The sequence below is a fragment of the Phaeobacter sp. PT47_59 genome (assembly GCF_028890025.1).
Lineage (GTDB): Bacteria > Pseudomonadota > Alphaproteobacteria > Rhodobacterales > Rhodobacteraceae > Phycobacter.
In genome coordinates this window covers 1-22,802 of record NZ_JARCJL010000019.1, presented here as the reverse complement: position 1 = coordinate 22,802, position 22,802 = coordinate 1, and the positions used below count along the sequence as shown (strand labels likewise).

Annotated in this window: 21 protein-coding genes; 10 read left to right on the top strand and 11 right to left on the bottom strand. The window is 62.4% G+C overall.

The window, feature by feature from the left end:
- Nucleotides 1-305: 305 nt before the first annotated feature.
- The 7 genes from arsB to PXK01_RS15845 form a co-directional block, all read right to left on the bottom strand.
- The gene (gene arsB / locus PXK01_RS15875) at nt 306-1,319 is read right to left on the bottom strand and encodes an ACR3 family arsenite efflux transporter (RefSeq protein ID WP_274860817.1); all 1,014 of its coding nucleotides are present in this window, start codon (nt 1,317-1,319) and stop codon (nt 306-308) included.
- Nucleotides 1,316-2,581, bottom strand: a complete 1,266-nt coding sequence (gene arsJ, locus PXK01_RS15870) for an organoarsenical effux MFS transporter ArsJ (protein WP_274860816.1) — start codon at nt 2,579-2,581, stop codon at nt 1,316-1,318. Before arsJ ends, arsB begins: the two co-directional genes overlap by 4 nt.
- A complete protein-coding gene (locus PXK01_RS15865; RefSeq protein WP_274860812.1) occupies nt 2,578-3,576 on the bottom strand; it encodes an ArsJ-associated glyceraldehyde-3-phosphate dehydrogenase in 999 nt (332 codons plus the stop codon). Before PXK01_RS15865 ends, arsJ begins: the two co-directional genes overlap by 4 nt.
- On the bottom strand, nt 3,573-4,418 hold the full coding sequence (locus PXK01_RS15860; protein WP_274860811.1) for an arsenate reductase/protein-tyrosine-phosphatase family protein: 846 nt from the start codon (nt 4,416-4,418) through the stop codon (nt 3,573-3,575). The genes PXK01_RS15865 and PXK01_RS15860 overlap by 4 nt, the downstream gene beginning before the upstream one ends.
- Before the next feature lie 132 nt (nt 4,419-4,550).
- A complete protein-coding gene (locus PXK01_RS15855; RefSeq protein ID WP_274860810.1) occupies nt 4,551-5,450 on the bottom strand; it encodes an MBL fold metallo-hydrolase in 900 nt (299 codons plus the stop codon).
- 115 nt (nt 5,451-5,565) lie between these two features.
- A complete protein-coding gene (locus PXK01_RS15850; protein WP_274860809.1) occupies nt 5,566-6,300 on the bottom strand; it encodes an aspartate/glutamate racemase family protein in 735 nt (244 codons plus the stop codon).
- An 86-nt stretch (nt 6,301-6,386) separates the two neighbouring features.
- Nucleotides 6,387-7,292 carry a LysR family transcriptional regulator gene (locus PXK01_RS15845; protein ID WP_274860808.1) on the bottom strand — a complete coding sequence of 302 codons (906 nt, stop codon included), beginning with the start codon at nt 7,290-7,292 and terminating at the stop codon, nt 6,387-6,389.
- A 144-nt stretch (nt 7,293-7,436) separates the two neighbouring features.
- On the opposite strand from PXK01_RS15845, the gene PXK01_RS15840 reads away from it, so the two are divergent.
- The 5 genes from PXK01_RS15840 to PXK01_RS15820 all read left to right on the top strand — a co-directional run bounded on the left by PXK01_RS15840 (nt 7,437) and on the right by PXK01_RS15820 (nt 12,825).
- On the top strand, nt 7,437-8,678 hold the full coding sequence (locus PXK01_RS15840; RefSeq protein ID WP_274860807.1) for an NAD(P)/FAD-dependent oxidoreductase: 1,242 nt from the start codon (nt 7,437-7,439) through the stop codon (nt 8,676-8,678).
- Between the two features lie 56 nt (nt 8,679-8,734).
- Nucleotides 8,735-9,715, top strand: coding sequence for a TRAP transporter substrate-binding protein (locus tag PXK01_RS15835; RefSeq protein ID WP_274860806.1), 981 nt, complete (start codon nt 8,735-8,737; stop codon nt 9,713-9,715).
- A gap of 129 nt (nt 9,716-9,844) precedes the next feature.
- Complete coding sequence (locus PXK01_RS15830; protein ID WP_274848700.1) at nt 9,845-10,558, top strand: TRAP transporter small permease; 714 nt, start codon at nt 9,845-9,847, stop codon at nt 10,556-10,558.
- Complete coding sequence (locus PXK01_RS15825; protein WP_274848699.1) at nt 10,555-11,868, top strand: TRAP transporter large permease; 1,314 nt, start codon at nt 10,555-10,557, stop codon at nt 11,866-11,868. The genes PXK01_RS15830 and PXK01_RS15825 overlap by 4 nt, the downstream gene beginning before the upstream one ends.
- Before the next feature lie 12 nt (nt 11,869-11,880).
- Nucleotides 11,881-12,825, top strand: coding sequence for a hypothetical protein (locus PXK01_RS15820; RefSeq protein WP_274848698.1), 945 nt, complete (start codon nt 11,881-11,883; stop codon nt 12,823-12,825).
- Between the two features lie 14 nt (nt 12,826-12,839).
- On the opposite strand, the gene PXK01_RS15815 is transcribed toward PXK01_RS15820, so the two are convergent.
- From PXK01_RS15815 to PXK01_RS15805, 3 genes are all read right to left on the bottom strand, one after another.
- Nucleotides 12,840-13,625 (bottom strand): hypothetical protein, encoded by a 786-nt coding sequence (locus PXK01_RS15815; protein ID WP_274860805.1) that lies wholly within the window; start codon nt 13,623-13,625, stop codon nt 12,840-12,842.
- A 241-nt stretch (nt 13,626-13,866) separates the two neighbouring features.
- On the bottom strand, nt 13,867-14,658 hold the full coding sequence (locus tag PXK01_RS15810) for an SseB family protein (RefSeq protein ID WP_274860802.1): 792 nt from the start codon (nt 14,656-14,658) through the stop codon (nt 13,867-13,869).
- Nucleotides 14,658-15,260 (bottom strand): uracil-DNA glycosylase family protein, encoded by a 603-nt coding sequence (locus tag PXK01_RS15805; protein ID WP_274848695.1) that lies wholly within the window; start codon nt 15,258-15,260, stop codon nt 14,658-14,660. The genes PXK01_RS15810 and PXK01_RS15805 overlap by 1 nt, the downstream gene beginning before the upstream one ends.
- Before the next feature lie 357 nt (nt 15,261-15,617).
- Between PXK01_RS15805 and PXK01_RS15800 the strand changes: the two genes are divergently transcribed.
- The 4 genes from PXK01_RS15800 to PXK01_RS15785 are packed head-to-tail and all read left to right on the top strand — an operon-like array spanning nt 15,618 to nt 20,321.
- A complete protein-coding gene (locus PXK01_RS15800) occupies nt 15,618-16,277 on the top strand; it encodes an ABC transporter ATP-binding protein (protein WP_274848694.1) in 660 nt (219 codons plus the stop codon).
- The gene (locus PXK01_RS15795) at nt 16,255-17,967 is read left to right on the top strand and encodes a capsule biosynthesis protein (RefSeq protein WP_274860801.1); all 1,713 of its coding nucleotides are present in this window, start codon (nt 16,255-16,257) and stop codon (nt 17,965-17,967) included. Before PXK01_RS15800 ends, PXK01_RS15795 begins: the two co-directional genes overlap by 23 nt.
- A gap of 4 nt (nt 17,968-17,971) precedes the next feature.
- The gene (gene kdsA, locus PXK01_RS15790) at nt 17,972-18,805 is read left to right on the top strand and encodes a 3-deoxy-8-phosphooctulonate synthase (RefSeq protein ID WP_274848692.1); all 834 of its coding nucleotides are present in this window, start codon (nt 17,972-17,974) and stop codon (nt 18,803-18,805) included.
- A 19-nt stretch (nt 18,806-18,824) separates the two neighbouring features.
- The gene (locus PXK01_RS15785; protein WP_274860800.1) at nt 18,825-20,321 is read left to right on the top strand and encodes a phosphomannomutase/phosphoglucomutase; all 1,497 of its coding nucleotides are present in this window, start codon (nt 18,825-18,827) and stop codon (nt 20,319-20,321) included.
- Nucleotides 20,322-20,428: 107 nt separating this feature from the next.
- On the opposite strand, the gene PXK01_RS15780 is transcribed toward PXK01_RS15785, so the two are convergent.
- Nucleotides 20,429-22,348: an AsmA family protein gene (locus tag PXK01_RS15780; protein ID WP_274860799.1), complete on the bottom strand. Its 1,920-nt coding sequence runs from the start codon at nt 22,346-22,348 to the stop codon at nt 20,429-20,431.
- Between the two features lie 218 nt (nt 22,349-22,566).
- On the opposite strand from PXK01_RS15780, the gene PXK01_RS15775 reads away from it, so the two are divergent.
- On the top strand, nt 22,567-22,758 hold the full coding sequence (locus PXK01_RS15775; protein WP_274860798.1) for a hypothetical protein: 192 nt from the start codon (nt 22,567-22,569) through the stop codon (nt 22,756-22,758).
- Nucleotides 22,759-22,802: the final 44 nt, after the last annotated feature.

Here is a 22,802-nt window from a genome sequence, read left to right as displayed (position 1 = left end):
TATTGAGGCCTCTTTGTTAACAAACGCCCAACATATGCAAAAAACGACTGGGCAAATCCGCAGTCGAACATCATATCTCGCCCCAAAACAGGACACCCCTACAGCGTCGCAGGCCAACGGAACCTGCGACAAATCGCTGTTCGTGCACGAGGTTGAAATCACAGGAAGCCGAGCAAAACAGGCTCTGCCGCGAAGACGCCCAAGCAGATCTTGGCACACCTTCCCCGCACTCTGGCTGCAGAAAGCGAATGTCGGCGCGAAGGGTAGCGATGCTTCCGCTTTGTCGTCAACCCGCTCCTGGCGGATCACCTGCCGGGAAACCGGCTCCGGGTGCGGTTGGCAAAGCCCACCAGCGACAGCATCACCGGCACCTCGACCAGAACCCCAACGACCGTGGCCAGAGCCGCGCCGGAGTTCAGTCCAAACAGAGAAATCGCAACGGCCACGGCCAGCTCGAAGAAATTCGATGTCCCGATCAGGGCACAAGGGGCGGCGATGCGATGGGGCACCTTCAGCGCAAAGGCCGCTCCATAGGCGACCGCGAAGATCCCGTAGGATTGCACCAGGATCGGCACCGCGATCAGGGCAATCACCTGAGGCCGGTCCAGAATCACCTGGCCCTGAAGACCAAAGAGAATCGCAACGGTGGCAATCAGCCCAACCACCGACCAGGGCTTCACCCGCGCCTGAAAGGCCTTGACCTGCGCCGCGCTCCCCAGCCTGCGCCGGGTCCAGATCCCGGCCAGAAGCGGCAGCAGGACAAACAGGAGCACGGACAGAACCAGCGTCTCCCAAGGGACCTCGATATCGGTGACCCCAAGCAGGAAGGCCACAATGGGGGCGAAGGCAAAGACCATCACCACATCGTTCACCGAGACCTGCAGCAGCGTGTAATTCTCGTCCCCACGCGTCAGCTGCGACCAGACAAAGACCATCGCCGTGCAAGGGGCGGCGCCCAGAAGGATCAGACCTGCGATATATTGCTGCGCGTCCTCGGGCGCGAGGAAATCGGCGAATATCCCTTCGAAGAACAGCACGCCCAAGGCCGCCATCGAGAAGGGCTTGATCAGCCAATTGACCACCAGGGTAATGCCCAGCCCCTTTGGCTGTTTGACGGCCGACTTCACGGCGGCAGGATCCACCCCGACCATCATCGGATAGACCATCGCCCAGATCAGCACCGCAACCACCAGGTTGACACTGGCAAATTCTGCCGCCGCGATCATCTGCACCAGGGCGGGCGCCGCATTGCCGATCAGGATGCCCGCCACCATGGCCAGCGCCACCCAAAGGGTCAGATAACGTTCAAAGATACTCATGCCGTGGCATTTGCCCCCTCAACATGCAACTTGCCCGAAGCAAGCGCCGACAGGGCCACCATAAGGGCCGCCGTGCCCAGAACAAGCGCAAGTCCCCCGATCTGATAGGTCAGCCCGGACAGAAGCGTGCCCGCCAGACGCCCGCCCGCATTGGCCATATAGTAGAACCCCACATCCATCGTCACCCGCTCGGCCCGTGTGAAGGCGAGGATCAGGTAGGAATGCAGGGAGGAGTTCACCGCAAAAAGCGCGCCAAATGCCAGAAGGCCCAGAACCAGGACCACCGTCAGCCAGGTTTCAGGTGCTCCGGCCATCCAGACCGCAAGGGTCAGTGCGGCTGGCACCATAAACAGCGCCAGCGCCCAGCCGCGTGCGGCGCGGATCAGCGCGCCCTCGGGGCGTTTCGCAGCCCCAAGCAGCCAGGGCGCCGCCGCCTGCACCGCGCCATAAAGGATGATCCAGACCGCCATGAAGCTGCCGATCATGAAGAAGGCCGCGCGGTTGCCCGCCTCCGATCCATCCGACAAGACCGCGTAGAAATAGATCGGGATGCCCACCACGAACCAGACGTCGCGCGCGCCGAACAGGAACACCCGCGCCGCCGACAGCCAGTTCACATTGGCCGATTTGGAGAAGACCTCGGAAAACTTCGCGCCCTTGCGCCCGGTCGGCAGCCCCGGCGGCATCAAGGCCACGATGGCGGCAAAGACCAGTGCCAGCACCACGGCCATGGCGATGATCGCCCAGGAAAAGCCAAGCGTTGCCAAAAGCGCCGCGCCCAGCAGGAAGCCGAGCCCCTTCACCGCGTTCTTTGATCCGGTCAGCACCGCCACCCAGCGGAACAAACCGCCGTTTGCCGAAGGGGCCAAGAGCTTTACCGCCGATTTCGATGACATCTTGGCCAGATCCTTGGCGACGCCGGAAATCCCCTGCACGCACATCACGAAGACGACCGAGGCGCCGATGGACCAGCTGGGATCCAGCTGCGTCAGCGCCCCCAGGGCCAGGATCTGCAAGGCAAGCCCGGCATAAAGCGTTGCCGCCAGCCCAAACCGCGCGGCGATCCAGCCCGCCGACAGGTTCGTCACCATCCCGGCGATCTCATAAAGAACAAAGAGATAGGCCAGCTGCACCGGGGAAAACCCCAACGTGTGAAAATGCAAGAGCACCAGCATCCTGAGCGCCCCATCGGTGAGCATGAAGGCCCAATAGGCCGCCGTCACCGCCATATAGGCCGAAAGGCCCTCGGGGCGCTGGCTCACAGCGAGGCTCCGACCATCAGAGCCACATCGACCAGGCGCCAGGCGTAGCCCATTTCATTGTCATACCAGGCATAGATCTTCACCTGGGTGCCGTTCACCACCATCGTGGACGGCGCATCAATGATCGACGAGCGCCGGTCGTTTGTGTAATCGGTCGACACCAGCGGGCGCGTTTCATAGCCCAGGATCCCTTCTAGCTCTCCCTCGGCAGCCGCCTTGAACAGGGCGTTGACCTCTTCAACCGTGGTTTCTCGCTCCACCTCGAACACACAGTCGGTGAGCGAGGCATTCAAGAGCGGCACCCGCACCGCATGGCCATTGAGCCGCCCGGTCAACTCCGGGTAGATCAGCGTGATCGCCGTGGCGCTGCCAGTGGTGGTGGGGATCAGCGAATTCAGCGCCGAGCGCGCCCGGCGCAGATCCTTGGCGGGGCGGTCGACGATGGTCTGGGTGTTGGTCACATCATGGATCGTGGTGATCGATCCGTGACGGATGCCCAGATTTTCGTGGATTACCTTGACCACCGGCGCAAGGCAGTTGGTGGTGCAGCTGGCCGCCGTCACGATGCGATGGCGCGCGGGATCATAGGTGTCCTCATTGACCCCATAGACGATATTGGCCGCATCACCGTCCTTCACCGGGGCCGAGACCACAACCTTTTTCACGCCCGCCTCGAAATAGGGGGCAAGCTTGGCCTCGGACTTGAAGACGCCGGTGCAGTCGATCACCACATCGACACCCTCCAGCGGCAGATCGTTCAGATCCGAGGTGCCGATGAAGGGCAGGCGCATGTCGTTGATCGTGACGCTCTCTGCATCATGGGAGAACTCCGCCTCCCAGCGCCCATGCACCGTATCAAATTCCAACAGATGCGCGTGCATTTCCGGATCCCCCACCGCGTCGTTGATCCAGGCGATATGGGCGCCCTGATCGAGCAGCGGTTTCAGGGCGAGTTTTCCGATCCGGCCAAGGCCGTTTACAGCATAGGTGGTCATTTGACAGTATCCTGATTTTGGCTGGCGATCCCATCCACCGCCCGTTGCAGCGCGATGCGGTCCAGCGTTTCAATGGGAAGGGCGGCAAAGGCCTCGATCCGGTGTTTCAACGCGCCATAGGCCTGCTGGAAGGCGAGGCTTTTCTCTGCATCGGTGCCATCGGCCTTTACCGGGTCCGGCATCCCCCAATGGCCGCTGATCGGCTGACCATCCCAGGCCGGGCATTCCTCGTTGGCGGCCTGATCGCAGACGGTAAAGACAAAATCCATCCGGGGGGCATCTGCCCCCGTGAACTCAGCGGTATTCTTGGCCCGCAGATGCGCGGTGTCATGGCCCTTGGAGTTCAACACCTCCAGTGCAAAGGGATTCAGCTCCGATTGCGGGCGCGTTCCGGCGGAATAGACAGTGAAGCGCCCCGGCGCGAGATCCCGCAACAGGCTTTCAGCAAAGATCGAGCGCGCGGAATTGCCCGTGCAGATGAATAGCACATTGTATTTCTCATGCGTCGTCTCGACTTTGCCTGCTGGCTCGGCAAAGGAAGCCGAGGCGCAGATCTCGGGGCGACCGCGGCAACAATCCAGAAAGAGATAGTCGAAGGTCTGTCGCACCGCTGCCATGTTGATCATGTAAAGCAGCGATGTCCCCACCCGGTGCTGGGTCACCAGCCCCGCCTGCATCAGCGAAGCCAGATAGGCCGACAATGTGCTGGCCTTCAGATCCAGCACCTCGGCGATTTCACCGGCGGGCAGACGATCCGGGTAGCGGCGCATCAGCAGCCGAAACAGGGCCAGTCGCTGCGGATGGCCCAGGGTGGTGAGGCGGGAGGGAATCACTTTTTCCATACTTCATGAATATTCGAAATAAGAAGATTGATACAGTGAAGCTTTTGTAACACCCCCATGACGATGGCTGATAAAAAAACCGCCCCCGAAACGGAGGCGGCAGGGTCGAACATCAAATCCTGGCGTGCGGGGCTATTCCCACTCCATCTGTTCATAGACGGTTTGCGCATTGCGCCCGGCCAGGCTGTCGAACTGCGCGAGCCCGGCAAAGGCGGACTGGTCGATCTCCGGCGCCTCCATGATATCGCCGCCCTCTTCGATCAGTTCTCCGATCCGGGCACGCAGGTTCACAAGGTAGTCGTAGGTATCGGCGCGGGCGCGCTTCAGCGTGGTGGCGCGGCCATGACCCGGCACCAGATGGGCAGGTTCAAAGGCGGCCATGGCATCAAAGGCCTCGATCCAGCTTTTGGCATTGGACTGCGGCCCGACGCCAAGAATGCGCTCAACATAGACGATATCGCCGGTGAACATCACGTCCCGCTCTTGCAGCCAGACGAAACTGTCACCCGGAGTATGGGCCTGGCCGCGGTGCATGATCTGGAAGGTCAGCCCGCCAAGGGACAGGCTATGATCGCTGTCGAAGGTCACATCGGCATAGCTCGGCTCGGTCCCGGCCAGCTCATCGCCCAGAAGCTGCGAGAGCATCGTCATCTGCATGGATTGACGGTCCTTGTGATCCGCCACGGCCGCATCCGAGGCGATCACCACCGCGCCCTGGGCCTGCCAGTATGCATTGCCCAGCCAGCGGTGATCCTGCCCGCCGGTGTCGATCACATGAGTAACCGGCTGATCGGTGATCTGATCGATGGCGGCGTCGATCATCGCCGCGCCTTTCCAGGATCCGCCGGGATCCATCAGCACAACCCCTTCGCGCGTCACCACCACGCCGAAGGTAGCATTATTGCCGAGGTTCTCGGCGTTGCGCTGGCTGTGCGGGCCAACCAGGGCCCAGACATCCTCGGTGACCTGCTGCCGCTCCAGCACATCCGCGACAGACATGATCGGAACAGCGGTCAGCACGAGACTCATCATAAACGGTTTCAATGGCGGCCCTCCCGGTGGCTATGCCCCCACCCTGCCAAAAGCGCCGGACGCCAGACAGGGGACCATCCGACGCAGGACAATGACGGGCGGGCGCGGGGCTGCGCTACCAGCGCGGATCGTCGAGCTCCAACGGGAAGCGACGCGGCAACAGGCCCGCCTGAAACCAGGTGATGAAACTGTAGATCGAATAGACAGGCAGCCCCGTGACCTGCCGCAGGTCCCGCGCATAAGGCGCCATATTGGTGCATTCCAGAACGATCGCGCCCACATCCGGGTGCCGCGAGACCATCGCCCTGCCCGCATCGATCATATCCAGACGGCAGGCCTCGAAATCGATCTGGGGCGCATTCCCCAGGATATCACGCGTCATAGCCCGCCCGCCGTCCGTTCCCACAACAGGGGTATCGGGTGCGGCACCGGCGGCGGTCAGGTGCGCAGGGCTGAGCGCCTGCTCCGAGATGGTGATCACCCCGCAGCGTTTCCCCGCAGGCAGCAAGGCCTGCACCATCGGTACCTGCATCAAGGAAGAGGTCGCCACCGGCACGCCCAGCGCGGCCTTGACGTCCTCCTGGATCAGGGACAGGAACCCGCAGGTGGTGGTGATCCCGTCACAGCCCGCACGGATAAGGTCGCGCCCGGCTGCAATAAAGCGTTCGGTCAACGCCTGCGGATCACCCCGCACGACACGGTCCGGCGTGGCCCCATCGACGACTCGATATTGCACCGGAAAATCCCAGGTCGCGGCATTGCCCATGTCACCATGGATGCGGGGAAACCGGGTTTCCAGCATCAGGATGCCCACCGCCGCGCCATAGACCGTCTTTCCGCCCTGTTGCATCCACCGCTCCTGTCCTCAGCACGCCCGCCAGAGCATGGCGGCACGGCGGACGGGAGCCAAGCCCCAGAATGCCCTTTTCCGCGCCCTCAGCCCGTTTGCCCCGAGGTATAGGGCGCCAGGGCCTGCTTGAGCAGCACCAGGAACTCCTGCCCGATCGCCGACAGTGGCCGGGCGCTGGAGGTGATCACCGCCATCTCCATCATCACCGCGGGCTGGAAGGGACGGGAGACAAAGCCGCCCTCCTTGTCGAAATCCAGGATGAAGGGATCGATGATGGCGACCCCCATGCCTTCCTTGACGAAACTGAGCAGGTTCTTGAACAGATGTGCGTGGATCCTGGCCTTCAGCGGCACGCCCGCCTGCACGAAGGCCTCCCGCGTGCGGCGATGGGTCATGTGATCCGGCCCCATCACGATAAACGGCTCGCCGTCCAAGAGTTCGGGCGTCAGCACATCGTAGCGAGCCAGCGGGCTGCCTTCGGGCATGGCGATGCGGCATTCCACGGTCACGGGGTGCACATCCAGCGCGTCATACAGGAGCGGCATTTCGCAGATCCCGATCTCGAACAGACCCGAGAGCACCCATTCCTGGATCTTGGAGGAATACTGCGACTGAAACGAGATCGACAGATCCGGCCTCTCGCGGGCGAACTCGGCAATGAGGCGCGGCATGAAGCCAAAGGACATCGAATGCTGCGAGGCCACCTGCAGCTGCCCGGCCTGTTTGTTCTGCAGATCGATCACCGCCTGGGTCACATGATCGAACCCGCGCACCACAGTGTCGATTTCGCGAAACAAAAGCGTCGCCTCGGGCGTGGCGGTCAGTCGGCCCCGGACCCGTTCGAAGAGCTTGATCCCGGTCTGGCGCTCCAGCTGGTTCAAGAGGTTGGAGATCCCGGGTTGCGAAATCCCGAGGCTGGTTGCAGCGCCGGTAACGGTGCCGGTCTCGATCACCGCGTGAAAGGCCTGAAGCTGGCGAAATCTGAGGTTCATTCCGCAGGCATATCACTTTTTCTGATGATCAAGCCATATCTTAGTATTTGAAATGATGAATAGCGCCGTGCATGGTTGGGCAAATTCACCTGAGAAGACCCTATACTCCATGACTATTTCCACCCTCCCTAAAGGCCCCCGCGCATGAGTGCGCCGCATACGGTCGTGATCGGCGCCGGCATCGTGGGCGCCGCCACCGCCATCTGGCTGCGCCGCGCCGGACATGAGGTCACACTCCTGGACAAGGGGGAGCCCGGCATGGGCGCCTCCTATGGCAACGGCTGCATTCTGGCGAGCTGCGCCATCGTCCCAGTGACCACACCGGGGCTGATCCCCAAGGGACCGAAATACCTGATGGACCCCGATTTCCCGCTGTTCATGCGCTGGTCTTATGGGCCGAAACTGGTGCCCTGGCTGATAAAGTACCTGTCCAACGCCAATGACGGCGACACCCGCCGCATCGCCAAGGGGCTGAGCCATGTGATCGGCGACAGCGTCGAACAGCATCAGGCGCTGACCGCAGGAACGCCTGCCGCGAAATGGGTGCAGGAAAGCGACTATTGCTTTGCCTACAGTGACCGCGCGGCATTTGAGGCGGACAAATACGTCTGGGAGCTGCGCCGCGAGGCCGGTTTCATCCCCGAACTGGTCGAAGGTGCGGCCGTGCAGGAAAGGGAGCCGATCCTGGCCCCCGACATGCAGCTGCTCGCGGTGATGAAGAACCACGGCTATATCCTCAACCCCGGCAATTACGTGCGCGACCTGGTGAACCTGTTGCAGCAAATGGGCGGGCGGTTCATGCGGGCCGAAGTGAAGGATTTCGATCTTTCCGGCGGACGCATCAGCGCTGTCGACACCGATCAGGGTCGCATTACATGCAACGAGGCGGTGCTGGCCACCGGCGTCTGGTCCAAGCCCTTGATGCAGAAACTGGGCCTCAATGTGCCGCTGGAGGCCGAGCGGGGCTATCACATCGTCTTCAAGAACCCGAGCCAGACGCCGAACAGCCCGATGATGCTGACCTCGGGGAAATTCGTTGCGACAGCAATGGATCAGGGGCTACGCTGTGCAGGCGTGGTTGAATTCGGCGGCCTCAGCGAGGTCAAATCCAAGGCACCGCTGGCGCTCTTGCGGCGCAAGGTCAAGGAATGCTTTCCGCAGATGATCGCGGAGAGCGAAGAGGAATGGCTGGGATACCGCCCGGCCCCCTCGGACAGCCTGCCGTTGATCGGCGAAGTGGGTAAAACCGGTGTCTTCGCGGCCTTTGGTCATCACCATGTGGGCCTCACCGGCGGCGCCAAGACCGGGCGTATGGTGGCCGACATGATTGCAGGCAGGCCCAATAATATCGACATGCGCCCCTATGAGCCGAGCCGGTTCGCCTGAGGCGCCAAAACCATAAGAAAACAAAACAAAAACCAACCAAAACAGGGAGATCAGTCATGATCGCGAAATTTACAAAGACAGTTGCCTATTCCGTATCTGCCCTGGCCCTTTCGGCCGCGGCCGTCGCGGCTGAAAAATGGGACATGCCGATGGCCTATGCGGCGACCAACTTCCATTCGGAGATGGGCGTCGTCTTTGCCGACAAGGTGCGCGACTATACCGGCGGCGAGATCGATATCACCGTCCATCCCGGCGGCTCGCTCTTCAAGGGCGGCGAGATCAAGCGCGCGGTGCAGACCGGCCAGGCCCCGATTGGTGAGCGCTTCATGTCTGCCCATGCCAATGAGGCGCCGCTCCTGGGCTGGGACAACCTGCCCTTCGTGGCCACCAGCTATGCCGAGAACGAAAAACTCTGGCATGCTGCCAAGGACAAGGTGAACGCGCAACTGGCGGACCTCAACCTTGTCGCGCTGTACACCTGCCCCTGGCCCGGTCAGGGCTTCTACTTCAAGAAAGAGGTCGGATCCTCGGCCGATACCCAGGGGGTGAAATTCCGCTCCTACAACACGGCCACCGCCACCTTTGCCGAAGAGCTGGGCATGATCCCGGTGCAGATCGAAGCCGCCGAGCTGAGCCAGGCTCTGGCAACGGGGGTTGCGGAATCCTTCATTTCCTCGGGCTCCACCGGCTATGACCGCAAGGTCTGGGAACACCTGACCCATTACTACAAGGTCAACGCCTGGCTGCCGCGCAACTACGTGATGGTGAACAAGCAGATCTGGGAAGGTCTGAGCGGTGAAACCCAGGCCGCGATCCAGAAGGCCGCCGATGAGACCGGCTCTGCCTGCGCCGCCAAGTCGGAAGAACTGGCAAACTGGTACTTTGAACAGCTGACGGCCAACGGCATGGCCGTGACTGACGCCGGCCCCGAGTTCCTGGGCGAGCTGAAAGAGATCGGCGCCAAGATGACCGAGGAATGGCTGGCCTCTGTCGGCGATGACGGCAAGGCGATCCTGGACGCCTATAACGGCAACTGATCGCTCGAAGCGATCTGAACGGCCCCGCCTGCCGCTTGCGGGTGGGGCCGTGCATTCCCTCAGCTTTCTTCATCCGATCACTTTCTTGATCCGATCACTGTCTTCATCCAATCAATGGGGGTGTCGATCTTGCGCGACTGGCAACCATTTCTGGGCCTGCCTTTGTGGCTGTGGCTTTTTGTTCTTCCGAGCCTTCTGGCGCTGGCCTGCCTGCTGGCCCCCGGCCCCATGGGGCGCATCTTGCGCCCGCTGCAACGGGTGAGTGACAAGATCTATCTGGGCTCCGGCGTCGTGGCGGCGGGGTTCATGCTGCTGATCCTCTTGCTGATCGTGGCGCAGATGATCGCCCGTTGGAGCAACCTGACCTTTCCCGGCTCAACCGAATATGCGGGTTATGCGATGGCGGCCACGTCGTTCCTGGCGCTGGCCCATGCGCTGACACGGGGCGCGCATATCCGGGTATCGATCTTCCTCAACATCAGCCCCCGCGTCGGCCTGGTGCTGGATGCATTTGCCATGTGGATCGGCGCTCTTACAGCGACCTATTTCGCCCGCTACGCGATCAAGACCAACATCTTTTCCAAGATGCTGAACGACCGCACCCAGGGGCAGGATTTCGTGCCCGAATGGCTGCTCTCTTTCTTTGCCATGTTCGCAACCGCCCCCACGAAATGGGGAGACCTCTGGGCCAATACCGGTTCCGACTGGATCTATACGCCGATGTGGCTGCCGCAGCTGCCGATGTCGATTGGCACCGTGCTGCTGGCCCTGGCCCTTTGGGACTACCTCTGCCGCCTGTTGATCACCCGCCGTGCCAGCATCATTTCGGAGGCCGTCGAATGAGCGAGATCTACGCCACCATCATCTTTCTCTTTGTCCTTTTCACGCTTCTGGGCAGTTCGGTCTGGATCGGCCTTGCGCTGATGGGGGTCGCCTGGGTGGGGATGGAGCTGTTCACCTCGCGCCCGGCAGGCGACGCGATGATCACCACCATCTGGACCGGCGCCTCCAGCTGGACGCTGACCGCCCTGCCGCTGTTCATCTGGATGGGAGAGATCCTTTATCGAACGCGCCTGTCCGAGGACATGTTCCGTGGCCTTGCGCCCTGGATGCGCTGGCTACCGGGGGGGCTTTTGCACACCAATATTGCGGGCTGCACCATCTTTGCCGCCGTATCGGGGTCTTCCGCTGCGACGCTGACCACCGTGGGCAAGATGTCGATCCCCGAGCTGCGCAAACGCGGCTACCCTGAGTTCATGATCATCGGCACCCTTGCGGGCGCGGCCACGCTGGGCCTGATGATCCCGCCTTCGCTGACGCTGATCGTCTACGGAGTGTCGATCAATGAATCGATCACCAAGCTGTTCATGGCGGGCATCTTGCCGGGCCTGGTGCTGGCCGGGTTGTTCATGGCCTATATCATCGGCTGGCATTTCCTGTCCAAGGGCGAACGCCCGCAGGAAGAACCCAGCATGACCTTCGGGCAGATGCTGGCCGAAAGCCGCTTTCTGATCCCTGTCCTGCTGCTGGTCGCCACTGTGATCGGCTCGATGTACCTCGGTTACGCCACCGCGACCGAGGCTGCCGCTGTGGGGGTCCTGGGCTCGATGACGCTGGCGCTTGCACAGGGGTCGCTGAACTGGAGCACCTTCACCGCCTCCTTGATGGGCGCGACACGCACCTCGGCGATGATCGCGCTGATCCTTATGGGCGCCTCCTTCCTGTCGCTGGCCATGGGCTTTACCGGCCTGCCGCGGGCATTGGCGGGCTGGATCGACGAGATGAACCTGTCGCCGCTGGTGCTGATCGTGGCGCTGACGCTCTTCTACGTGGTGCTGGGGATGTTCCTCGACGGGATTTCCTCGGTCGTTCTCACCATGGCCATTGTCGAGCCGATGATCCGCCAGGCCGGGATCGATGTGATCTGGTTCGGCATCTTCATCGTGGTGGTCGTCGAAATGGCGCAGGTGACGCCGCCCATCGGCTTCAACCTCTTCGTGCTGCAGGGCATGACCCGGCACGAGATCTCCTACATCGCCAAGACCGCCATCCCGATGGTCGGGCTGATGCTGGTGATGGTGGTAATCCTCGTGGCCTGGCCGGAACTGGCTACCTGGCTGCCCGAAAACATCCGCGCAGCGCCGTCGGGTTGATGGTCTGACGGCATGCTGACATTGCTTGCCTTCGTGGCCCGGCATGGCCGGGCCGCCTTGGTTCTGGGCCTATTGGCCGGGCTGCTGCTGCCCGATCTGGCCCGGCTCCTGCGGCCCTGGATCCCGCAGCTGGTCGCCCTGCTTCTGTTCCTGACCGCCTTTCGCATCGGTGCGCGGGCGGCCTTGGGAGGGCTTGCCGACGGGCTCTCCTCCCTGCGCGCCGTTTTGGTCCTGCAACTGGCGCTGCCGCTGGCGGCTCTGTTGCTGTTCTGGCTCATCGGGATAGAGACGACGCCCGCCGCCATTGCCATCCTGTTGATGCTGAGCGCGCCTTCGGTGACCGGCAGCCCCAATATCACCCTTCTGCTGGGACATGCACCGGAACCGGCCTTTCGCGTGCTGGTGCTGGGAACCGCCCTGATGCCGCTGACCATCATTCCGGTGTTCCTGCTGGCGCCGAGCCTTGGTGGGCTGCAAGAGGTGATCTGGGCCGCCCTGCGCCTGACCGGCGCCATCGGGGTGACGGTGGCGGCGGCTTGGGTCCTGCGGCGCGCGACCCTGCCGGATCTGCGCCCGGATCAAGTACAAGCGCTCGACGGGCTGACGACCCTTGCGCTTGCGGTGATCGTCGTCGGGCTGATGTCGGCCCTTGGTCCTGCGCTGCAGAGCGCGCCGATGCTCGTTGCCAAATGGATGGCCCTTGTGCTGGTGGCAAACTTGGGCTTGCAGCTCGCAACCTACCGCCTGCTGCGGTGGCAGGGCCACATGCAGGTTGCGGTGCCCTATGCGATTGTTGCGGGCAATCGCAACTTTGCCCTGTTCCTGATCGCCCTGCCCGCAAGCACCACCGATCAACTGCTGATCTTTCTGGGGTGTTACCAGGTGCCGATGTATCTGACGGCCGTGATCATGCGGCGCCTCTATGCGCCGGTGCCAGCCGACCAGTACAGCGGATGAGTTCCGCGCGGGTCTCAGCCCGGAAACAACCGCGCCATTTCCTCGTCGAACTTGGCCCAGCTCAGCACCGCCTTGTTGCCCGCCAGCCCGTGATAATAAGACTTCCCGCTCGACGTCGGCAGCCCGGCCCAGATCTTTGACAGATTGTGCATAAAGGCATGGCGGTTCATCTCCCCCGCCAGGGTTTCGCTCAGGCCCGCCTCCTCCAGGAGCTGATGCGCCAGGCGGTCTTGCAGCAGCGGTGAGAACCGATCCGAGCGGCTGGCCCCCACATGTTTGACCAACCGCCGCAGGGTGGCCGGAATGAACTGATAGCGTCCGATGGCATGCTGCTGCCCGGGCGTTTCGTCGATCCACTTGTAGATCTCGCCGATGGTCATCTGTGTGGGGCGTTTCGGCGGTTTGATGGTTGCCGCATATTGCACGGCATCATATTGCGCCTTGCCCGCCTCGGCGCCGGCAATCAGCGTCATCAGCCTTTGCACCGCATTGCCGCCGACAACGGCCCGCGGCAGGGTGCGAAACAGGCTGTTGCCGCTGCGCCCGATGAACACGCTGGCAAGGTTGGCCTGGACCGCTTCCATCTCCGCCTCCAGATCCGGCTTGGCCCGGGCCTCGGCCCCCGGTCCGGGCTGGACCTCGGCCTTGACCGGCACCGTCAGCATCGGTCGCGCGACCGATGCGCCTGTCTGAAAGAACTGCTGGCTGACAATCGAGAACCTGTCCGCCGCGAATACCTGCGTGGCAGTAAGGGCAAGCGACAACAGGGCAAAAGCCAGGGCGCGGGCAGAGTGGAGCATGAATACCTTCTGGTTCGATCAAGTGGTCAGCCCCGACCATGACCGCACAGAATTGATATTTCCTTTAGACTTCACATTTTCCCGGCCCGATGTCGGCCCCGGGCTGCGCCGGAGTGCAACAGCGCCGCGCCAAGGCGCGGCGCTAGGCCCAACGGGAAAGGCGCACCCATTCGGGTGCTGCTTGACGGGCGGGAGCTGCCCGCCTCTGCTCCTGATTTCTCTCTCAGGGGGGGGCGCGGCCCTATTTCAGGCGGGGCGGCTTCTCGGGGTCGCTGCCAGGCGCGATTGGCCTGTAGACCTGCGGCGCCTCCGGCTCGGGCAGATCGAAACGCAGGCCCACCTTTGCCAGGCTGGCCGCCACCGTGTCTGATCCAGCGAAGAACCCCACATCCAGCGCACCGGCCTCGATCCCCGAAAAGGTCAGCGCCTCGCTCACCGCCTTGGCCAGGGCGCCGCGCGCCGCGTCCTTGGCATCGACGAAGCCCAAGAGATGCCCCTGCCCGCCGCCCTTGTAGCGCACCGAGACAAGATAGGCCGATCCGGCCAGCCCCGCGGCCGTTGCCAGCTTGCCATCCAGGGCGCTCAGCAACACCTCCGGCAGCCCGACCGGCGGCTCAAAAACCTCCACCGCCGCCTCGACCTGATCCGGAGCGTGCTCCAATGTGCCCGCCAGCCAGGTGATGGCCTCGTCCGGGATCAGCATGGCGGAGGGCGCAACCTCCAGGTTGACCCCCAGCCCGATCCCCTGCCCTGCCAGCATCCCCACGATGCCGCGCCCCGACAGCGCCGCGTAAGGCACGGCGCGCCCCGCAAAATCCGCCAGCCGTTCTTCGCGGTCGAAAACCAGCACGAACCGCCCCTCGGGCGTGTCGAACAGGGCGGGCTCCAGCTTGTCCCCCTCGACCTCCTTTTCCAGCATCAGGAACAGCTCGCAATCCGACAGCCGTTCGTAAAAGCGCAGGCGCGCGGCATCCGATGCCGGGTCTGCCTCCATCTGTGCGTGGGCCTGATCCAAAGGGGTGGGCGTCGTCATCACAAAAGCTCCTTGATCCGGGTCCGCAAGACCGGCAGCAATTCGGCCTCAAACCACGGGTGGCGTTTCAGCCATGCGGTATTGCGCCAGGAGGGATGAGGCAAGGGAAAGATCTGCGGCGCATATGCGCGCCAGGCCGCGACCCGGTCGGACACGTTCATCTTGTCCTCGAAATGATAGGCCTGCGCATAGCCGCCAACCAGCACCGTGAGCTCCACCTTTGGCAAAGCCTCCAGCACCCTGGCGCGCCAGGTGTCGGCACAGAGGGGCGGCGGCGGCAGATCGGCTTTCTGCGCGCTATATCCCGGAAAACAAAAGGCCATGGGCACGATGGCGACCCGCTCCAGATCGTAGAACTGCGCCGCGCTCATCCCCAGCCACTGCCGCAAGCGATCTCCCGACGGATCGGTAAAGGGGCGGCCGCTTTCATGCACCCTTAACCCCGGCGCCTGCCCGGCGATCAGGATCCTGGCCGAGGGTCGAAACCAGACCACCGGACGCGGCGCATGCTGCGTGGCCGTGCCCGCAAACCGCTCCGCACACAAGCTACAAGCGGCAATCTCGGCCTCCAGGGTCTTTTTCGCTGGTCCGACAGCAACCATCACCGTTTCCTATTTGGAAACAATATGGGTATAGTTTGCAAAAATCCGCCCCCTGCTGGCTGCCGCACCGTCCTGCTTCACGACCCATCGTCAGAAGGGTTTCTCGAGGAAGGTTAACGCTTCACTGCTGAAATATGTCACAATTTGACATAACAAAGCCCAAATCGACGCGTAGGTCGTTAATATAGATCAGGTATTCCCGGCAGGATCAAATCTGTTGGACGCAAGACACCCTGGTCCACGCATACCCCGCTCGACGCCTGTGGCGCCGGGCAAATCACCGCAGTCGGCCCCGTCCGACGCCCAAGGATGGAAAGAGCCCGGAGAACGGACCAGACAGGCAAGACCGGAACGCGCATGCTTGAGTTTGAAAATGTCAGCAAGTCCTTCTGGACGGGCAAACAGCGCAAGGTGATCCTCGACCGGGTCTCCTTCCGGGTGGAGCTTGGCAAATCCATGGGTATCCTGGCCCCCAATGGCACCGGCAAGACCACCCTGATCAACATGATGGCAGGCCTGGAAAAACCGGATGAGGGTGAGATCCGGCGCGGTTGCAAGATCTCCTTTCCGCTGGGCTTCATGGGCGGGGTCATCAGCCGCCTTTCGGGGATGGAAAACAGCCGCTATATCGCCAAGCTTTATGGCCTGGATCCCGATTACGTGGAGGCCTACTGCCGGTGGCTCTGCGGGTTGAAGGAGTATTTCGATCAGCCGCTGGGCACCTATTCCTCGGGGATGCGGGCGCGGTTCAGCTTTTCTTTGATGCTGGCGCTGGACTTCGATATCTACCTGATCGACGAGGGCATGCCCAGCACCACCGATGTGGAATTCAACCGCAAGGCCGGTTCGATCCTGCAGGAACGGCTGCAGACCACCACCATCGTGATTGTTTCCCACCAGCCCAAGACGCTGGAAAAGTTCGCCCGCTCCGCCGCGGTGCTGCTGGACGGGAAACTGCACATGTTTGAAACCTTGGAAGAAGCGAAGCAGCTCTATGACTACGAAACCCAAGGCTAAGAAGTTCCGGATCCGCCGCACCAGCACTGAAACAGGTGCCAGCGCCGCGGCCCGTCCGGTTGAGGCCCCAGGCCCCGGCAGCAGCGCCGAAGCCGCCAGCGCCTCGGCCCGCGCGGCTGCCGCAAACGCGCAAGGTGCCCCGGGCAAGACAGAGCCAGGACAGGCTGCGTCAGGGCAGGCAAGTTTTGGGCAGGCAGGCTCGGGGTCGGCGCTCTCGGGGCAGGTCAGCACCCCGCGCGAGGTGAAGACCTCCACCGATATCGACGAGATCCGCCGCGAGGGGCTGACGGGCCGTCAGTTGCGCATGGCCCGACGCGTGGCACAGCAGCACAATCTGCCGGTCACATCGGATTTCGACGCGGTGCGCCTGCTTCGGCTGAAGGGGATCGACCCGTTCAAACGCTCCAATATGCTGGAACTGGTTGTCCCGCAGAACACCGCACGCCCCGAAGGCACCCCGACGCCGGGGGCGATCCAACTGCCGCAGACGGTGCCTGCGACCAAGACCACCCTGCCCTCCACCGAATTGAGCCCGGCCGAGCGGCGCAATCGCGAAATCCAGGAAATCCAGCGCGATATCGCCCGGCGGCGGCGCCGCAAGCTGGGGCTTCTGGTGGCACGGCTGGCCTTCTTCGTGATGCTGCCGACGCTGATCACCGGGTATTATTTCTACAAGGTTGCCACGCCCATGTATGCGGCGAAGTCCGAATTCCTTGTGCTCAAGGCCGATAGCGCCGGTGGCAGCGGGCTTGGCGGATTGCTGAGTGGCACCCAGTTTGCCACCAGCCAGGATTCCATCGCAGTGCAAAGCTATCTGCAATCCAAGGAAGCCATGCTGCGGCTGGATGACGAGGTCGGGTTCAAATCGCATTTCACGCAAGACTGGATCGACCCCATCCAACGTCTGGATCCCGCGCCGACCAACGAGGAAGCCTACAAGACCTACGCGCGCAACATCAAAATCGGCTATGATCCCACCGAGGGCGTGATCCGCATGGAAGTGACCGCCGCCGATCCCGAGGTTTCGGCAGAATTCTCGCGTCGGCTGATCTCCTATGCACAGGAAAAGGTCAATCACCTCTCTGAACAGAAGCGCGCCGATCAGGTGGGCGAGGCCGAAGCCGCGCTGGAGCTCGCCGAGGTCCAGCGCCGCGAAGCACAGGAACACCTTGTCCGCCTGCAGCAGAAGGGCGCCGTGCTTGACCCCGAAGGCGTGATCATGTCGCTGCGCTCGCAGATCTCCACCTTCGAGGTGCAATTGCAGGAAAAGCAGCTGGAACTGGCCGCCCTTCTGGACAACGCCCGCCCGAACCGGGCCAAGGTCGATGGCGCCGAGGCGGATATCGCCCGGCTCGAGGCGCTGATCCAGCGATTGAATGATCGGATGACCGATGCCTCGGCCGGCGAAAACTCGCTTGCCAGCCTCAGCGTGCAGATCCAGATGGCACAGGCCGATCTGGCGACCCGCGATCTGATGCTGCAATCGGCCTTGCAACAAGTGGAAACCACCCGCATGGAGGCCAACCGACAGGTGCGCTATCTGACCACCGCGGTGGAACCGGTCCCGAGCCAGGAACCCTCTTATCCGCGCAAGTTCGAAAATACGATTTTGGCTTTCCTGATCTTTTCCGGTATCTACCTGATGTGTTCGCTCACAGCATCCATTCTCCGGGAACAGGTATCCTCTTAACGCCATGAAACATATCGACATCGCCGGGCTGACCATCGGCAATGACTGTCCGCTGACAGTGATTGCCGGCCCCTGCCAGCTGGAATCCGCAGATCACGCGCAGATGATCGCAGGAACCCTGAAGGAGGCCTGCGACAAAGCAGGCGCCCAATATGTGTTCAAGGGCTCCTTCGACAAGGCCAACCGCACCTCGCTCAATGCGAAACCCGCCTTGGGCCTGGACCAAGGGCTGAAGGTTCTGGAGTCGGTCAAGAAAGAGATCGGCGTGCCGGTCATCACCGATATCCACGAAAAGGAACAGTGTGATCCCGTGGCCGCGGTGGTGGACATCATGCAGATCCCGGCCTTCCTGTGCCGTCAAACAGCGCTCCTGCTGGCGGCGGGCAAAACCGGTGCCGCGATCAATGTGAAAAAGGGCCAGTTCCTTGCCCCCTGGGACATGCCCAATGTGGTGGCGAAGATCGAAAGCACCGGCAACGAGCGCATCCTTCTGACAGAGCGCGGCGTGACCTTCGGCTACAACCGCCTGGTCGTGGACATGCAGTCCCTGCCGGAAATGGCGCGCACGGGCTATCCGGTTGTGATGGATGCGACCCATGCGGTGGCCCAGCCGGGCGGCCTTGGCGGAGCATCGGGCGGTCAGCGCGAGTTTGCACCCGTGCTTGCGCGGGCGGCAGTTGCCACCGGGATTGCCGCAGTTTTCACCGAAACCCACGAAGACCCGGACAACGCCCCCTGTGATGGGCCGAATATGATCTATCTTTCAGAGATGCCAAAACTGGTTGAAACCCTGATGGCCTTCGACCAAGTGGCAAAAGCCAACCCAATTGCGATTTGACCCCGAAAAGGGATTATAGATGACGAAACCAATCTCACCGGTTACCCCAAACACCTGGTCCTTCCTGCGCGATCCGATGATCACGCCCACCGGCTTTCGCGAGTATGACGCGCGCTGGAAATACCCCGAGGAAATCAACCTTCCGGGCATGACCGCGCTTGGCCTTGGCCTTGGCACCCAGATGCACAAGCGTGGCATTGATCCGGTCATCGCAGTGGGCAACGACTACCGTGACTACTCCCTGGCCATCAAACAGGCGCTGATCCTGGGCCTCATGCAGGCAGGCATCCAGGTCAAGGACATTGGCCCTGCGGTGTCTCCGATGGCCTATTTCGCGCAGTTCCACCTGGATGTGCCCGCCGTCGCCATGGTTACCGCCAGCCACAACCCCAACGGCTGGACCGGGGTCAAGATGGGCTTTGACCGCCCGCTGACCCATGGCCCCGATGAGATGTCCGAGCTGCGCGACATCGTGCTGAACGGCGAGGGCGTTGCGCGACCGGGCGGATCCTATGAATTCGTCGATGGCGTCAAGGAAGCTTACCTCGACGACCTGGTGGGCGACTTCAAGATGTCCCGCAAGCTGAAGGTGGTCTGCGCCACCGGCAATGGCACCGCCTCCGCCTTTGGGCCGGAGCTGTTCGAGCGGATCGGTGTCGAGGTTGTCCCCAGCCACAACGAGCTGGACTACACCTTCCCCAACTACAACCCCAACCCCGAAGCCATGGAAATGCTGCATGACATGTCGGACACGGTCAAAGCCTCGGGCGCGGATTTTGCCCTCGGGTTTGACGGGGACGGTGACCGCTGCGGCGTGGTGGATGACGAGGGCGAGGAAATCTTTGCCGACAAGGTGGGCGTCATCATGGCGCGCGACCTGTCCAAGATCTACCCCAACGCAACCTTCGTGGCCGATGTGAAATCCACAGGGCTGTTTGCCTCGGACCCCGAGCTGAAAAAGAACGGCGTCACCGCCGACTACTGGAAGACCGGCCACAGCCACATGAAGCGGCGGGTGAAGGAAATCGGCGCCCTGGCGGGGTTTGAGAAATCCGGTCACTACTTCCTCGCCGAACCTGTGGGGCGCGGCTATGACTGCGGCATGCGTGTCGCCGTGGAGATCTGCAAGCTGATGGACCGCAACCCCGACATGAAGATGTCGGACCTCAGGAAGGCCCTGCCCAAGACCTGGTCGACCCCGACCATGTCGCCCTATTGCGCCGATACCGAGAAATACACGGTGCTGGAGCGTCTGGTGGAGAAACTGGTGGCCAAGGCCGACGCCGGTGACACCATTGCAGGCCGTGCCATCAAGGAGGTGGTGACCGTCAATGGCGCCCGGGTGATCCTCGACAATGGTTCCTGGGGGCTGGTGCGTGCTTCGTCGAATACGCCGAACCTGGTGGTGGTCTGCGAAAGCAGCGAAAGCGAAGCGGAAATGCGGGCGATCTTTGCCGATATTGACGCGGTGATCCGCACCGAGCCTCTGGTCGGGGACTACGATCAGACGATCTGATCCGACAGCTTATAAGGTATTTCGCCTGGCTTGCGCCAATCGACCCGCGCGCCCACCTTCGGTGGGCGCGTTTTCTCGTGGCGCGGCCAAGTTCAAAGAATCCCGGCCTAGTTCCCCTGCAGTAGACGCAAGAGCTGCTCTTTCGCCTCCTGTTCGATCCGGTCCTTGATCACCTCGTTCAGATCCGCATCGGGGGCGATTTCCGTCTCCAGCTCTTCGCTCAGCTTTTCACGCACCCGCTCCTTGGCCTGTTCCTCGACCTCTTCGATCTTGGGACGCAGGGCCTCTTCCAGATCGGGGCGGATCCTGGGCGCGCTCCAGGGGCCGGTGATGGCCACCGGGATCGACAGGCCCACGCCGCCGTCAGACCCCTGCAATGTGGGCGTAAAGCGATAGTCGAGATCCTGCGCACCAAGGCCGATCCGGCCCTTGCCATCGGCCCTGAGCCCCTTGATGGTGATCAGAAGATCGGGGTTTTGCAGGTTGCCATTCTGCATCGTGAAGCTGCCCGTCAGATGCTCAAAGACGGTGCTGCCACCATTGCCCCGGCCCGCGCGCATCAAGCCTTCCAGATCGAAGCCGGTGAAGAAGCCCTTGCCGACCTCAAGCCAGCCCTTGCCGCTGAGCGAGCGCATGATGGCATCGACCGAATTGCCAACACCCAGGAATTCCAACTCGCCAAGCGCAGCGCCATGCAGGCGGGTATAGCCTGCGGTCTGCCCCAGCGCCTGCTCCAGCTGGATACCGTTGAACGAGAGCTTGCCGCCCACCGACAGGCCATTGCGATTGTTGGCCACCATCTGTCCCGTCACCTGCCCGCCGAACAGGGCGGCGGGCTGTGCCTTCAGGACGGCCCGCGCCCGATCCATGGTCAGCGTCAGCTTGCTTTCACCCAAGGAATAGCCCGCAGCCGACAGGCTCTTGAAGGTCAGAACCGCCGTGCCGTTCAGCGCAGAAAGCGCCGAGACATCGATGCGATCCTTCGGCCAGCCCTCGCTTGCCGCGCCTTGGCCGCTGCCCGAACCGGCAGATCCAAACCCCGGAAAGGACAAGGCCCCCGCCGTGAGCTGTGCCGTCACCTCCGGCACCTCCTTCATGACAAGATCGACAGCCCCCTGGATCCGGTTGCCGTCCAGATCCAGCGCCAGATCGCGCAGGGCCAGGCGGCCATCCGGCGTATAGGTGGCATCGGCACCGACAACGGCCGACCTGCCCGCCCCCTTTGGCACCTCGATCTGCCCGCCCCCCAGCGCGGCAATGAAACCGCCGCTGTCAGAGGCCTTCAGCGTGATCCGACCGCTGCCCGCACCATCGATCCCGGCGCGGCCATCAAAGCGCAAGACGCCGCCCGGCGCCTTGACCGTGGCCCCCACCGAGGACACCTTCCCCGCAAGGAAGTCCGCGAATGTTCCGATCTCACCCGCAATCTCGACCGGCACATGGGCCGGGCGCAGGGTCAGATCCATGTTCACCGTGCCGCTTGGGTCGGGCCAATGCAGGGCTAGGTCAATCGCCTTCATCTCGACCGGCGCGCTGCCATGAGGCGCATAGCGCAATGATGCCCCGGTCAGGGTGAGCTTCTCGATCTGCACCGGCAGAGAGCTCTCCTGCGACGTGGGCGCAGCCGCTTCAGCCCCCTCATTCGGTGTCATAACCCAGTTGCCGGTGCCATCGGCGCGGGTCGCGAGGTTCAGCTGCGGCAACAGCGCGGTGATCTCGGTGACCCGCACGTTTCCCTGCAACAGATCCACTGCGGAAATGCCGATAGACATCCGCGCGGCCTCCAGCATCGGCGCAGGCCCGGCCCAATCGGCATTGGACAGCGTCACCCCTTCGGTCCTGATCCCCAGCACCGGCCAGAGGGTAAAGCCCACCTCGCCCTGAAATTCCAGCTTGCGCCCGGTCTGCGCCTCCAGCTGCTGCGCCGCCAGCGTCGCCACCCGCTCTCCGGGCAGCATCAAAACCACCCCGATGAGCAGCGCCAGCGTCAGGATGATTGCCGAAAGAACCCGAATGATCAGCCGCATAGCGCCCTCCCCTGCCAATTTCCCCAAGGATACAGAGCGCCGGGAATGGTGCAATAGAGAGGTAGGACAGGTCACAACAAACGAAGCTGCTCATAATCGACTGTGCACGCATATGTCACCAAACGGTGCCCGGACCGACTTAGAGTCAAATCCCGATTTAAACTTTTGATTGATTTTAATCCACAACAATGCACGATTTAAGTGAGTGGAGGAATGTTATGGAAAAACCTGATTATTTATTGCATGGCGAAGCAGCGCGCCTGTTTCCGGTTCTATCGAATACATCCAAAGAAGGGCGTACGACATCAATTGTTCTGGCCTGCGTGTCAAAAGTCGAAGAGTTGGGCGCAGAATTGCTTTCATCGCTTGGACAACGCGCAGGGGAATCGCATATGGCGGTGACGAGCTGACAGGCGCGTCTTGCGGCTGACACCGGGATGGATTCTGATGGTGG